This is a genomic window from Neptuniibacter sp. (assembly GCF_024231755.1).
GTDB lineage: Bacteria > Pseudomonadota > Gammaproteobacteria > Pseudomonadales > Balneatricaceae > Neptuniibacter.
Genome location: NZ_JAAEQH010000291.1, coordinates 52,063 through 65,956, shown reverse-complemented (window position 1 = coordinate 65,956; position 13,894 = coordinate 52,063). Strand labels below are relative to the sequence as shown.

Here is a 13,894-nt window from a genome sequence, read left to right as displayed (position 1 = left end):
AAAACTTAGCGCTACAAGGATTAGCACTAAGGGCAAGGCGGAAGTAATTAGGAGGGCTAGTGTCTGTAGGATACGACTACCAGGTTAAGGCCATGTTAAACGGCCTCAACCTGAGTCGGGGTCAGATCAAAACATCGCTGTCTGTTGGGTAACCTACAGGCACAATCGCAGAAAGATGATCAAGTGAGGAACTGCCAAAGATAATATGCCAGCCCCCCAGGTCAAGACCGTCACTATCCACCACACTGTCTGCTAACATCAGGTCATCGTAACCATCGTTATTAATATCACCAATTCCGGTTACCGGTTGTTCAGACAAAGAATTGGATGTCGCGCCAGAGATAAGGAACACGCCTTCGCTATCATCTGGAGTAAGCAACACATCTTGCGTATTCTCAGAACGCCCCAAAACCAGGAAACTCTCTGAGTTAGCATCCTGAACAAGAATATCATCAAGTCCGTCACCGTTAACATCACCTGCCTGACTAACAGTAACGCCCACGCCAGCAATTTGAGAATTGGTAAACAACCGGATTCCCTGAGTACTGTCTATACTGCTCAGATCCAGCTCCGCCCCCGTCGCAGTGTCACTGCCAAAAATGATAAACGCCAAACCATCATCGATATCAGGAGCCCCAACTAGTAAGTCATCGAAACCATCACCATTAAAGTCGCCAGCAGAGCTCACGGAAAAACCTATAGAATGGTAATCATCTCCACTACTATTGATGGTAAAACCATTTGTGCCATCAAGTTCCGACAGGCTAAAGCTACTTTCCCAGTCCCCGCCATGACCGTACACAACGAATGCCGCACCATCGGTCATACCAGAATAGTGTGAGGAACCAATAACAAAGTCATCGAAGCCGTCCCCGTTAAGATCACCAATACCTGAAACAGCACCACCTATTTCCGAAACAGATGGTGTTTCAGAACCGGAAACAATCGTGGTGCCTTGGCCTGCTGATAAAGCATTTAGATCCAGAAACGATTCTGTTTGATTCGCAGAACCAAATACCAAGGTCGCTTCACCAGAGAAATTAGCACTCAGATCACCGATCAGCAGATCATCCAAGCCATCTCCGTTTACATCCCCAACACCGGTAACAGAACTCCCCGAAGCGCTATCATTGGTGTATTCGCCGATCATGACAAAGCCTTGTGTAATATCCAGTGCTGACACATCAATCACAGCATCCCAAGTACCCGCCTGCCCATAGATCAAGGCGCTCGACATACGCTGTATTTCACCCACGCTGCTGTCATTAGCTACAGGCAGTGACACTAATAGGTCATCAATACCATCACCATTGAAATCGCCGACAGAGCTTATACTTTGGCCGAGAGCATAACTAATAGCCTCACCTTCACCAGTCACATCAGGAAGATCCAATAGCTGGTCAGAGAAAGCCAAGGAAGGAATTTCCTCGCGACTGATCATGCCTACGGCTTTCCACCCACCACCACTGGAACCGGTACCCGAATCTGGGTCGGGGTCGGGGTCGGGGTCAGGTTCTGGCTCCGGTTCTGGTTCTGGTTCTGGTTCTGGTTCTGGTAATTCATCGAAAGCGAGTACAAAACCAGTATTGCCATCAAATAAACCTAGTTCAGCAATCTCTGTTGTGATACCCGGTACTGCATAACCGAGCTCATCACTTACTGTTGTTATACTCGGCAATGTAAAATTTTCTGAGAGGTGAGAACCACCAAAGAGGACAAATATTTCCGAGCCTATCGGGGAAGAAGATGAAGGAGAGCTAAATGCGACATCAGAAATGCCATCACCGTTTAAGTCGCCAACGTAACTAATACTGGTACCTTCAAGCATCGTAGCATCAGGTGCTCTTAGGGTAATACCATTCTCAGCATCGAGGTTTTGTAAATCAAGACCCGCGCTAGGGGTGTTCAAGGTTATCTCAACATCAGCACCGACAATCGACCATGTATCTTCAACCGAAGTCAGATTTAAGTTCAGTGTTTGCACACCGCCGAACGCGCCTTCAATCAGAGGAATTCTAATTTCTGCAGTGTCTTGATCTTCAAGGAACAACAACGCACTGAATACAGACTCATAGTCTTCACCGGCCAAAGCTGTTCCATCATTGGTTTGGTAAATAACCTGGGAAGTCGTTGATAGATCACCTTCACGTGTAACAGTTATCAGAATCTCATTGGTGCTGTAATCAATATCGGTGACCTCAGCAATTATAAAACCACTCAGGTCCAGCTCCTGCTCAATTAGATCTGACAAGCCAACACTGTAGTCTATTTGAGCAGAGTCCTCATTTTGCAACTGAAAAAGAAGAAACTCTAGGCTATTCACAATAGTATCTGCCTCAGAGGCATCAGATCCAATCTGTGATAACCATTGTCGAACAATATCAGCATCACTATCGCCACTATAAAGTTCAGCGTAGTTCACATCTGACATACGAGCAGTAAAGGCCTCGGCAGCAGTTAAGCGATTTTGCACCACCAATGCATCATCATTTTGAGCGCCATTCAAAAGGTCTAAGGCTATACTCTGCAAAGTCACTTCAGGGTTGTTCTCTAACTGGAACACCCAAGCATCAACAATCTCTTGCGATTCGGGATCACGATTAAACAACTGCTGATAAAGCAGGGTAATCATCTCATCAGAAGACAAATTGCCGAAGCGGCTAGTCGCTTCATCAGAATTTGCAAATACATCGATTATGGCAGTGACTTCACCATTCACTCTTTCCAGAATTTCGGCCCAGCCTTCCAAACCTTCAGGATCAGCAGGACGACCGTAATAAGCCAGGTAAATTTTTTGAATGGTCTGATAATGATCAGCTGTTGGCATGAGCAGTCCCTAGCGTATTCCTTATACACTTTAAAATTAAATCAAAGCTAACACTTAGTGCATGCAAGCAGTCGAGTGTTTTCCACACGGATAGTTCTTCCATAGCATAGAAAATATGTGCTTGAAAGTAGATTAGATGAGGAACGTGTTCATTTCAATGATAAGGCTCCAAAATCAGAAGCTTAAGGCCCCTACTCCAGACAGTTGCATAACTTGCCCAGCAGGTATATTTAACTAATTTTGCACAGAAACGCCTTAGTTGAACACCTATTCAAGTTATATTAGAACAAGTTTGAATGCTCCGAAACCCAGCTATCATGCGGGCAAGAAAAAAATTAATACCAAAGTCTAATTTCCATCCATCTGTCGCCTATATTCTGCTAGCCTTTCTAATGAGTATTTTTTTACTGCTTCAACACACTCAAAAAATAAAAAATATTGAATGGCTAAACTGCCATATGACGGAGAATTGTAATGAAACGACTTACCTCAGTAATTGCTACAGGCTTGGCTCTTGGCCTGACATTTACCGCTCAGGCAGGAACACTGGAAGATGTACAAAAGCGCGGAAGTGTATCCTGTGGTGTAAGTACAGGTTTGGCTGGTTTCTCTCAAAAGGATGAAAACGGCAAATGGAGTGGTCTGGATGTTGACGTCTGCCGTGCAGTTGCAGCAGCCGTTCTAGGGGACGCAGAAAAAGTTCAGTATAAGCCTCTGACAGCAAAAGAGCGTTTCACTGCTCTACAGTCTGGTGAAATTGACGTGCTGTCACGTAATACGACATGGACACACACCCGTGACACCTCTCTTGGTTTGAACTTTGCCGGTGTTAACTATTACGACGGTCAAGGCTTCATGGTTTCCAAAGATCTAGGCGTAAAAAGCGCACTGGAACTAGATGGTGCTGCAGTATGTATCCAAGCAGGTACAACAACCGAGCTTAACCTTGCCGACTACTTCCGTTCCAACGGTATCTCCTACAAAGCAATCACATTCGACACTTCCGACCAGACCCGTGCTGGTTTTGAGAGCGGTCGTTGTGACGTACTGACATCTGACCAGTCTCAGCTATACGCTCTCCGTATCGGTCTGAAAGATCCGTCTGCAGCGATGGTACTTCCTGAAGTTATCTCCAAAGAGCCGCTGGGTCCTGTAGTTCGCCAAGGTGATGATGCATGGTTCAACATCGTTCGTTGGTCGCTGATGGCAATGGTTGAAGCAGAATTCCTGGGTATCAACAGCAGTTCTGTAGATACAGCAAAAGCAGAAGGCACTCCTTCTCAGAAACGTCTGATGGGTTCTGAGGGTGATGCTGGCCAAAAATTGGGCATCTCTGCTGACTGGGGTTACAACATTGTTAAACAGGTAGGTAACTACTCTGAAAGCTTTGAGCGTAATGTCGGCCAAGGCTCCCCATTGAAGATCGCACGCGGTCTCAACGCCCAGTGGAATCAGGGCGGTATTATGTACTCTTCTCCAGTTCGTTAAGAAGATACAACAGAGGGGCATTTAATGCCCCTCTGTCATTTTTAGCATCCCTCGGATAAGTAGTGAAATATGTCTGATAAGCCCCAGGTGAAATCTTCACCCTCCTTTTTCAACAACCCCAGAAACCGCTCGATAATCTATCAGGTTCTGTTACTTCTCGGTCTGGGTTATTTCTTCTACGGTATTGTCAGTAACACGCTGGCAAATATGGAAGCCCGTGGAATCAAAAGTGGCTACGATTTCCTGTCCACCACCGCAGGTTTTGATATCCTGATGTCGCTTATACCCTATGATGCGACACACACCTACGGCAGAACATTTATCGTTGGATTACTTAACACGATTCTGGTTTCAACCATCGGTATTATTCTGGCTACAATCATTGGCTTTATTATGGGGGTAGCACATTTCTCTCATAACCTATTAATTCGCAAAATTGCTGTAGCCTACGTAGAAACATTCCGAAACATTCCACTCCTGCTACAGGTTTTTTTCTGGTATTTCGCAGTGTTGGCAGCTTTGCCGAGCGCTCGTCAAAGCCTGAGCTTGGGAGAAGCTATCTTTCTAAATGTCAGGGGACTTTATCTTCCTGGCCTGATTCCGGAAAACGGTGCAACTCTGGTTTATGCCGCAATAATTGCAGCCATTGCATCTGTATTTTTCCTAAAAAACTGGGCGAAAAAACGTCAAGACCGAACTGGACAACAATACCCGGTTCTCAGCACCAGCTTGGCTATTCTATTTGGCGTTCCATTCATGGCGCTGGTCCTAACAGGTTTTCCTTTTGTCTTCGATTTCCCAGAACTTAAGGGTTTTAACTTCCGCGGGGGCATTACCGTAATCCCTGAGCTTATGGCCCTTGCAATTGCGCTATCGATTTATACCGGAGCGTTTATCGCTGAAGCAGTACGAGCAGGTATTCAAGCAGTACCTCATGGTCAGACTGAAGCAGCCCGCAGCCTGGGTTTGAAAGAAAGCCGAATTATGCAACTGATCATCGTTCCTCAGGCGATGCGGGTTATCGTTCCCCTGCTAAACAGTGAGTACCAGAGCTTAGTTAAGAACTCGACACTGGCAACCGCTATAGGTTATCCAGACCTTTTCACTGTTTTTGTTGGTACCACTCTTAACCAAACCGGACAAGCCATTGAGATTGTATTCATGACCATGGCGGTTTACTTCGTGGTGAATATGACCATTTCATTTGTAATGAACCGGTTTAACGCCAGCGTTTCATTGGTTGAAAGGTAAAGGAGTCGATCATGAGAGAATTTAAACCTTTACCAAGTCAGCCCGCACCAGTGGAGACTGTTGGCCCCATCCGCTGGGTTAAAGATAATTTCTTTTCCTCCATTGGAAATTCCCTTGCCACTCTTTTGATTTTGGCGCTTTTGGCTACGATTCTGCCGCCCACGTTAGACTGGATATTCTTCTCCGCAAACTGGAGCGGAACGACCCAGGCAGACTGTACTAAAGAGGGTGCATGCTGGGTATTTGTGATGGCCTGGTCTAAGCAATTCTTCTATGGCAGCTATCCTGCAGAAGAGCTTTGGCGGATCAACCTCTGCCTGATAGCTCTGGTAGCTGTAATCGCCTCTTCATACCTGCTACATAAAGATCTGCGTAACAAAGTTGCGATCCCTCTTTTCCTATTACTACCATTTATCAGCATTCTGATTCTGGATGGTAGCTGGATCGGTTTAACGCCTGTTTCCACTGATTACTGGGGCGGTTTTTCACTCAACGTTCTGTTGGCAGCCGCGAGTATCATAGTGGCCTTCCCGCTCAGTTTCCTCTGGGCATTGGGGCGTCGGTCGGATATGCCATTTATCAAGAGCGTTTGCATTGTCCTGATCGAGTTCTTCCGTGGTGTACCTGTACTCGCCCTGTTCTTTATGGGTTCTGTAATGCTGCCGCTGTTCTTTCCGGAAGGAACCAATGTAGACAAGCTACTCCGTGTATGGATCGTTTTAACCTTGTTTATGGCCGGTTATATGGCAGAAGTATTCCGTGGTGGTTTTCAGGCAGTACCCAAGGGCCAGTATGAAGCTGCGGATTCTCTGGGCTTAAGCTTCTGGCAGAAAACACTGCTGATTATTCTGCCCCAGGTTATCAAGATATCCATGCCAAATATTCTGGCAACCTTTGTCATGCTCTTTAAGAACACAACCTTCCTGTTGATCATCGGCATCTTCGAGATGCTAAGTACAACACAGACCGCCCTGACCAACTCCAACTGGCTCGGCGGCCACGCAACAGAGGGTTATCTGTTTGTAGCGCTGGTGTTCTGGATCTGCTGTTTCAGCATGTCCATGATCAGCTCATCCATTGAACGTAAGCTGGATACCAGCCACAAGAATTAAGAGGAACTCCTTGTGAGTACAGAACAGAATCATAATATCGACAGTAAAGACATCATTGCCATTCAGGATATGAACAAGTGGTATGGTGACTTTCATGTGCTGAAAGACATCAACCTGAATGTTAAGAAAGGTGAGAAAATCGTTATTTGTGGCCCTTCCGGCTCAGGTAAATCCACCATGATCCGTTGTATCAACCGACTGGAAGAGTTTCAGCGTGGTTCCCTAGTGGTGAACGATGTAGAGATGATCGAAGATGTGAAAAACATCGAAGCGATCCGTAAGGAAGTGGGCATGGTGTTCCAGCACTTTAACCTGTTTCCCCATCTGACCATTCTAGAAAACCTGACTCTGGGCCCGATCTGGGTTCAGAAAAAGCCAAAGAAAGAAGCGGAAGCAACCGCGATGAAATATCTGGAACGTGTAAAAATTCCAGATCAGGCCTATAAATTCCCAGGTCAACTCTCCGGTGGTCAGCAGCAGCGAGTAGCTATCGCCCGCTCACTCTGTATGAACCCAGAGATTATGTTATTTGACGAACCTACCTCAGCTCTTGATCCAGAGATGATCAAAGAAGTTCTGGATGTAATGGTTGAACTGGCTGATGAGGGAATGACTATGCTCTGTGTAACCCATGAAATGGGCTTCGCTAAGAAAGTCGCAGACCGGGTTATCTTTATGGATGCCGGTGAGATTGTTGAAGAGAACACTCCGCATGAGATCTTCAATAATCCGCAAACAGACCGTCTACAGCTGTTCCTAAGTCAGATTCTGGAGCACTGATAACACCGTTCCTGCCAAATTAGGCACTGCCCAAATCTGGGCAGTGTTCTATCCTACATAATAAATTCTCTTTCGATATCAGGCAGATATAGCTCAGCCATTTCTGTTCCTTGCTGCAATAAAAAAGAATATATTCGGTAGCTATACCCAAATTAATGAGTACCTCATATGCTCGATGTCTCGGATATTACTCTCCTCAAAACCGTTGCTGAGGAAGGAAGTATTAGTAAAGCCGCTGAGAAACTAAATATGTCTCAGCCGACGTTGAGCAAGAAGATTTCCCGTTTAGAAAAAGTATTGAAGGTTGAGCTGTTCCATCGACAAAGCACGGGGATGAGCCCGACAGCTATTGCTAGTTACTTGATTGATAATGGCGAGCAGCTTCGTGCAAAGTTGGACACTTTATGTCGGCATGTTGAGCTTCTATCTAACCTAGAAGGTGGAACACTAAAGATCGGGGTGAGCCCAATTGTTGAGCAGCTGCTTTTCCCAAAAGTCCTGATGGACTTTGTCGAAGAATCCAACAATGTAGAGATCTCATTTAAGGTGGATCTACCACAAAAACTACCGAGCTTAGTACTTAATGGCGAGATTGATATAGGTATTGGCCCCGCACTGCCTCAAGAACGCTCTTCCGAATTAGTCATCAGAAAGGTTCAAAGTGCACACATTGTCTTTGTAGTCAGAGCCGGTCACCCACTTACTGAAACCAAAGGGACTCTGCCAACCCATGAGCTCAACGATTTCCCGGGGATTGGACCAGGTATGAATAAAGCCATGTCAGAGTTTTTGAAGGAAAATGATGTTCATCTGCCGCTTAACATCACATGCGACAATTACCAGATTGCAAAGTCTGTCGTTTTGACCTCAGATTACTTCACCGGTGGCCCTAGGGAGCTATTTGCTAAAGAGTTGATTTGCGGGGAGCTCGTGCAATTAGATATTGCTGAAGAGATACCCTGGCAATCCTACTGCATAACTCGGCAGGAAACCGAATATGCACCTGCAGTGAAGAAATTCATCCAGGTTCTGAAACAATATTCGGATACATAGCCCAATTCAGCAACGAGAGCTACTCGTATCTCTTTGAAACAAAAAAATTATTCCATTTTTTTATTACCCTTAATAATTTTTGTAAATTCCTTAATACCCAGTAAGCGGCTATTCTATCGATATGTTTTCAAGTGTGTGAGCGATTCCATCTGATACAGCTAGATAAGTGAATCCTTAGAGGTCCGTTAAAGCTTGAGCAATTGGAGGCAAGGGAAGCCATTAGATGACTTTAGCCAGGGTAATAAGATGACTAATTTGAACCACATCTCACCAGATAATTTACAGATAACCTTTCAGACAATGCGTGCCGCATATAATGCGCACCCAGCACCCACTTATGCTGAACGTGTAACTGTACTTAAAGCCCTTAAAGCCTCTGTCATTGAACATGAGCAAGCGATCTACGATGCTTTGAAACAAGATTACGGCTATCGAAGTGAGTTCGATACCCTGATTGCAGATGTGTTGCCAAGTGTCGCTGGCATTAATTACGCGCTTAAAAATCTAAAGAAATGGATGAAACCATCTAAGCGTCATTCAGGTTTAATGCTGTTTCCTTCCTCTGTAAAAGTTCATTACCAGCCTTTAGGTGTGGTAGGCGTTATCACACCTTGGAACTTTCCAGTATTCCTTGCACTCGGACCTGCAATTCAAGCTTTGGCTGCGGGAAATAGAGTGATGATCAAAATGAGTGAGTTCACGCCTAATGCCAATCAAGTGCTACGCGAGATAGTTAAAGATCTTTCTGAGCATATTCAGATTATTGAAGGCGAGGCCGATGTAGGTGTAGCGTTTTCAGCATTGCCGTTTGATCATCTGATTTTTACCGGCTCATCTGCAGTAGGCAAACTTGTTGCAAAATCAGCCGCTGATAATTTAACCCCAATTACGCTAGAGCTCGGCGGGAAATCACCAACTATCATTGATGACCAGATCAGCATGGATATTGCCGTTGATGCGGTGATCTTAGGTAAATCGGTAAATTCTGGGCAGATCTGTGTAGCCCCAGATTATATTTTTGTTCCGGAAGCGAGAGAAAAAAAATTTATCTCTACCTTTATAGAACGATACACTCAGTATCACTTGAACGGTGATAACCAGAATTCACAAACTCATATCGTCACCGAAAGACAATATGATCGTTTAATGGCTTTCCTTGAAGACACCGCAAGCAAAGGCGGTAAAATTCACCCCGTCAAAGCAATTGAATCTGATACTGGAAGACGCGTCTACCCTCACCTGGCCACACAAGTCACTGAGGATATGAGTATTCTAAAAGAGGAAATTTTTGGATCGATCCTACCAGTAATGACTTACAAAAAAATCGAAGAGGTAACTCGGTATATCAACGAGCGCCCAAGACCGCTTGCGTTGTATATCATGTCTAAGGATAACGCCTTGATTGAGTACCTATTGAATAATACACATAGTGGCGGCGTATCAATTAATGACACTGTTATGCATGTAGCAGCAGATGATGCTCCCTTTGGCGGTGTAGGAAATTCAGGTACAGGGCACTATCACGGTTACGAAGGTTTTCAGACTTTTTCTAAAGCAAAAACAGTACTTCGCTCAAGCCCTTGGTTACCCAAAAACAGTTTTATTCTTAAGAACCGTGACTTGGTCTTTAAGATGTTACGTAAGTTCTTCTTGAAGTAACTACTAGTTTGGACGTTTCTAAACAGCGGTTAACGCCTAACTACGGCATATAGTGGTCATATGGGCTAGATCAAATCAGACAGTCATTTACAGATCTAGCCCTAATTCACACTGCTTAATCTATTTCTTCACCGGCTTCATCTTCCTCAACTATTTCAGTTTCAAGCAACGCATCTTTCATCCATAACTGTATAGCCGGATGATTGTATAAGGCATCACAATAAGCCTGACTTTCTTCAGAAACTTCGATCCCATAAGTTCTGAAGCGAAGTGCCACTGGCGCGTACATCACATCAGCAATAGAGAACTCCCCAAATAACCATGGTCCTTGATCAGCATGAGTTTTCCGTAGAGAAGACCAGAGTTGATCAATGCGAGCGATATCCTTCTTGGCTTGCTCTGAAAGTTCAACCCGGCGTTTAGCACGGCAGTTCATTGGCAACTCATTTCTTACGCCAAAAAAACCTGAGTGCATTTCATTACTGACAGAACGAGCCATAGCGCGATCTGCATAATGTTCTGGCCAACCTTTGCCGTTCAGGTAACGCTCGCTCACATACTCACAGATAGCTAGTGAGTCCCAAACGGTAATACCTTCATCAATAAGAACGGGTACCTTATCCGCAGCTTCATGTGCGCTTAAAGAGCTGTAAAAATCTTCCGTGAATAATAAAAGTTTTGTCTCTTTAAACCTTAAATTGAATGCTTCCATCATCAACCAACCACGCAAAGACCAGGAAGAATAATTTTTGTTACCGATGATCAGTTCCATTTCCTAATTCCTTTGAAGTGAATAACTGGAGCTATTTTGCATACTTGCTAAAGCCAGGACTAACGATTAATTTTGATAACACCTATTAGCAGGGCTGATTGTTACGGTCTTTCAACACTAATTAGTGATGCCCTAGGAGAAACAGATGGATTTAGACGCCTTAAGAAGCTTTGTTGCCTTTGTTGATACTGGTAGTTTTACCCGTGCGGCTAAACAGATTCATCGCACACAGGGTGCTATCAGCATGCAGATGAAGAAGCTGGAAGAGGATTTAGGGCACTCTCTGTTTATTAAAGAGGGCCGAAACCTTCTTTTAACCGAAAAAGGCAAAAAGTTGGTCAGTTATGCCCGCAAAATAGTCTCTTTACACGACGAAGCCGTAGGCGAGTTTTCCACACTACAAAACCACAGGCCTTTGACCATTGGCTGCCCCGATGACTATGTCGATTCGGTATTAGCAGACCTTTTGGAAATCATTCACGCTCAACACCCTACTCTGCACTTAAAGGTTTTATGCGATAGCAGCACAAAGTTACGAGAGTATCTCGATAATGGTGATATAGACCTTGCCATACTTACCCGCGCTCCGGATAAAGAAGAAGGTTATATCCTACGTCACGACAAGGGCTTATGGGTGCACGGCGGCTTTCCTGAATTAGCAGAAAGAGAAGCTATCCCTCTGGTTCTCTATGACGAAGATTGCAAATTCCACACAGCGGCAATTGATGGCTTAGATAAGATGGGCAGGCTTCATGACTTGGTCTGCACCAGTTCCAGTTCTGCTACTTTAAAAACACTACTTAAGCGAGGCCTGGGGTTGGGAACTCTTGCTTCATCAAGCCTGACAGAGGGGCTGTACCCAGTAGATAATGAAAACATGCCCCCGCTTCCCGCAGTAGATATTGTGCTAGCCGTTTCTCCTATCCCTCATCCACTATTTGGGGTAACTCAAGCAGTCACTTTAAGTAGCGAGTATTACGCTCAGGATATGAAAATTGCTTAAAGTTGTTGTGCGTACCGGTTGCGTAATATTGCTACACGCTCAACATAAGCCTGAGTTTCTTTGTAAGGAGGAATCCCCTTATAACGACTAACAGCGCCAGGGCCTGCATTATAAGCAGCTGTAGCTAAGGTAATATCACCTGAGAAGTTCTCAAGCAATGCAGCTAGGTATTTAGTGCCACCCTCTATATTCTGCTGAGGGCTGAATGGGTTCGTCACTCCGAGATCTTTAGCTGTTGCAGGCATTAACTGCATTAACCCTTGTGCACCCGCTTTTGATACCGCATCTTTACGGAAAGCGGATTCTGCATGAATCACGGCACGGACCAACGCTTCTTCTACACCATACTTATCAGCCATTGTTTTAACAGTTGAACGATAAGCTTTGGTATTTAAAGGAGTGTTGTACCAATCCACAGTTGAGTTCACGCGGCAGGCATAACAGTCAAAGCGCAACACCTCAAAATTCAGATTAACCGGGCGCTGATCAGAAAAGGCTAAAACACCCTCTTCGTTACGGAATTTATAAACACTCTTGGTAGAGCTTCCGCTCTTATTGGTGAAGTGGATCTGGCGCTGTTTATCCGAGAGATTGGTATATTCAACCCGGCCATCAGGATGAACAATCTTACGGATCTGATCTGAGTAAACGAATCCAGCCTGTAGCATCAGTAAAAGAGCTACTAGCGGAAATAGATAGGAAAGTGGTTTCTTAAAATAGATACCCATAATGGGCAGTGTAGCAGTTTGATTAGAAGGGGACGATTGTAAGTAACTGAAAGGGGACAGATTTAAATCTGCCCCCATAATCGTTTGCTGTAGAGTAGCAGTTAGGTAATTACTGGAACATTACTCTGAACATCAGCATTTTGCGCACGGTCGCGTAGCATATGATCCATCAGAACAATCGCCATCATCGCTTCTGCAATCGGCGTTGCACGGATACCTACACAGGGATCGTGACGCCCCTGAGTAACCACCTCAATCTCTTCACCTTTGTCATTGATACTACGACCTGGTAAACGCAGGCTTGATGTAGGTTTAAGCGCGATATGGGCAATAATATCCTGGCCAGTAGAAATACCACCCAGAACACCACCCGCATGGTTAGACAGGAACCCTTGCGGTGTCATCTCATCACGGTGTTCTGTGCCTTTCTGCTCAACACAAGCAAAGCCATCACCGATCTCTACACCTTTTACTGCATTGATGCTCATCAACGCATGAGCCAGATCTGCATCTAGACGGTCAAAGATAGGCTCACCCAGACCAACTGGAGCACCTGAAGCTACTACACTAATTTTGGCTCCAATAGAGTTACCCTCTTTACGCAAAGCGTCCATGTACTCTTCCATCTGAGGGACAGATTCAGCATCCGGGCTGAAGAAAGGGTTATTTGGCACTTCGTTCCAGTCAAAGTTCTGCTCGTTGATCTTAATAGGACCTAACTGAGACAGATAACCTTTAACCTCAACACCTTTAGAGGCCAGGAATTTCTTGGCAATCGCTCCTGCTGCAACACGCATAGCTGTTTCACGTGCCGATGAACGACCACCACCACGGTAATCACGGAAACCATACTTATGTGTATAAACGTAATCAGCATGTGCTGGGCGGAAAGTTTCCGCGATGTTGGAGTAGTCCTTTGAGCGCTGATCAGTATTTTTGATCAGAAGACCGATTGGCGTACCCGTAGTTTTTCCTTCAAAAACACCTGAAAGGATCTCAACTTCATCCGCCTCACGACGCTGTGTAGTATGGCGTGATGTGCCAGGCTTACGGCGATCCAGATCGATCTGCAGATCTTCTTCAGATATCTCAATACCTGGAGGGCAACCATCAACAATGCAGCCCAACGCTTTACCATGGCTCTCGCCAAATGTGGTTACCGTGAACAGCTTACCGTAACTATTTCCTGACATCGCAGTCTTCCATTCAAACTATCTTAAA

Annotated in this window: 11 protein-coding genes; 7 read left to right on the top strand and 4 right to left on the bottom strand. The window is 45.0% G+C overall.

The window, feature by feature from the left end; translation table 11 throughout:
- Window positions 1–121: 121 nt before the first annotated feature.
- Window positions 122–2,827 carry a Calx-beta domain-containing protein gene (locus GY843_RS17370; protein ID WP_297311470.1) on the bottom strand — a complete coding sequence of 902 codons (2,706 nt, stop codon included), beginning with the start codon at window positions 2,825–2,827 and terminating at the stop codon, window positions 122–124.
- A 474-nt stretch (window positions 2,828–3,301) separates the two neighbouring features.
- Here GY843_RS17370 and GY843_RS17365 point away from each other — a divergent pair, with 474 nt between their 5' ends.
- From GY843_RS17365 to GY843_RS17340, 6 genes are all read left to right on the top strand, one after another.
- Window positions 3,302–4,315: an amino acid ABC transporter substrate-binding protein gene (locus GY843_RS17365; RefSeq protein WP_297311469.1), complete on the top strand. Its 1,014-nt coding sequence runs from the start codon at window positions 3,302–3,304 to the stop codon at window positions 4,313–4,315.
- Window positions 4,316–4,384: 69 nt separating this feature from the next.
- Window positions 4,385–5,566 carry an amino acid ABC transporter permease gene (locus GY843_RS17360; protein ID WP_297311468.1) on the top strand — a complete coding sequence of 394 codons (1,182 nt, stop codon included), beginning with the start codon at window positions 4,385–4,387 and terminating at the stop codon, window positions 5,564–5,566.
- Between the two features lie 11 nt (window positions 5,567–5,577).
- Window positions 5,578–6,678: an amino acid ABC transporter permease gene (locus GY843_RS17355; RefSeq protein WP_297311466.1), complete on the top strand. Its 1,101-nt coding sequence runs from the start codon at window positions 5,578–5,580 to the stop codon at window positions 6,676–6,678.
- Window positions 6,679–6,747: 69 nt separating this feature from the next.
- Window positions 6,748–7,458, top strand: coding sequence for an amino acid ABC transporter ATP-binding protein (locus tag GY843_RS17350; RefSeq protein ID WP_297311501.1), 711 nt, complete (start codon window positions 6,748–6,750; stop codon window positions 7,456–7,458).
- Window positions 7,459–7,626: 168 nt separating this feature from the next.
- Window positions 7,627–8,511 carry a LysR family transcriptional regulator gene (locus GY843_RS17345; RefSeq protein WP_297311465.1) on the top strand — a complete coding sequence of 295 codons (885 nt, stop codon included), beginning with the start codon at window positions 7,627–7,629 and terminating at the stop codon, window positions 8,509–8,511.
- A gap of 246 nt (window positions 8,512–8,757) precedes the next feature.
- Window positions 8,758–10,170, top strand: coding sequence for a coniferyl aldehyde dehydrogenase (locus GY843_RS17340; RefSeq protein WP_297311464.1), 1,413 nt, complete (start codon window positions 8,758–8,760; stop codon window positions 10,168–10,170).
- A gap of 115 nt (window positions 10,171–10,285) precedes the next feature.
- Here GY843_RS17340 and GY843_RS17335 read toward each other — a convergent pair whose 3' ends face one another.
- On the bottom strand, window positions 10,286–10,942 hold the full coding sequence (locus tag GY843_RS17335; RefSeq protein ID WP_297311462.1) for a glutathione S-transferase family protein: 657 nt from the start codon (window positions 10,940–10,942) through the stop codon (window positions 10,286–10,288).
- Window positions 10,943–11,087: 145 nt separating this feature from the next.
- Between GY843_RS17335 and GY843_RS17330 the strand changes: the two genes are divergently transcribed.
- Window positions 11,088–11,945 (top strand): LysR family transcriptional regulator, encoded by an 858-nt coding sequence (locus GY843_RS17330; RefSeq protein ID WP_297311460.1) that lies wholly within the window; start codon window positions 11,088–11,090, stop codon window positions 11,943–11,945.
- On the opposite strand, the gene GY843_RS17325 is transcribed toward GY843_RS17330, so the two are convergent.
- The gene (locus tag GY843_RS17325; protein ID WP_297311459.1) at window positions 11,942–12,751 is read right to left on the bottom strand and encodes a lytic transglycosylase domain-containing protein; all 810 of its coding nucleotides are present in this window, start codon (window positions 12,749–12,751) and stop codon (window positions 11,942–11,944) included. The genes GY843_RS17330 and GY843_RS17325 overlap by 4 nt on opposite strands.
- A gap of 23 nt (window positions 12,752–12,774) precedes the next feature.
- Window positions 12,775–13,866 carry a chorismate synthase gene (gene aroC, locus GY843_RS17320; RefSeq protein WP_297311457.1) on the bottom strand — a complete coding sequence of 364 codons (1,092 nt, stop codon included), beginning with the start codon at window positions 13,864–13,866 and terminating at the stop codon, window positions 12,775–12,777.
- Window positions 13,867–13,894: the final 28 nt, after the last annotated feature.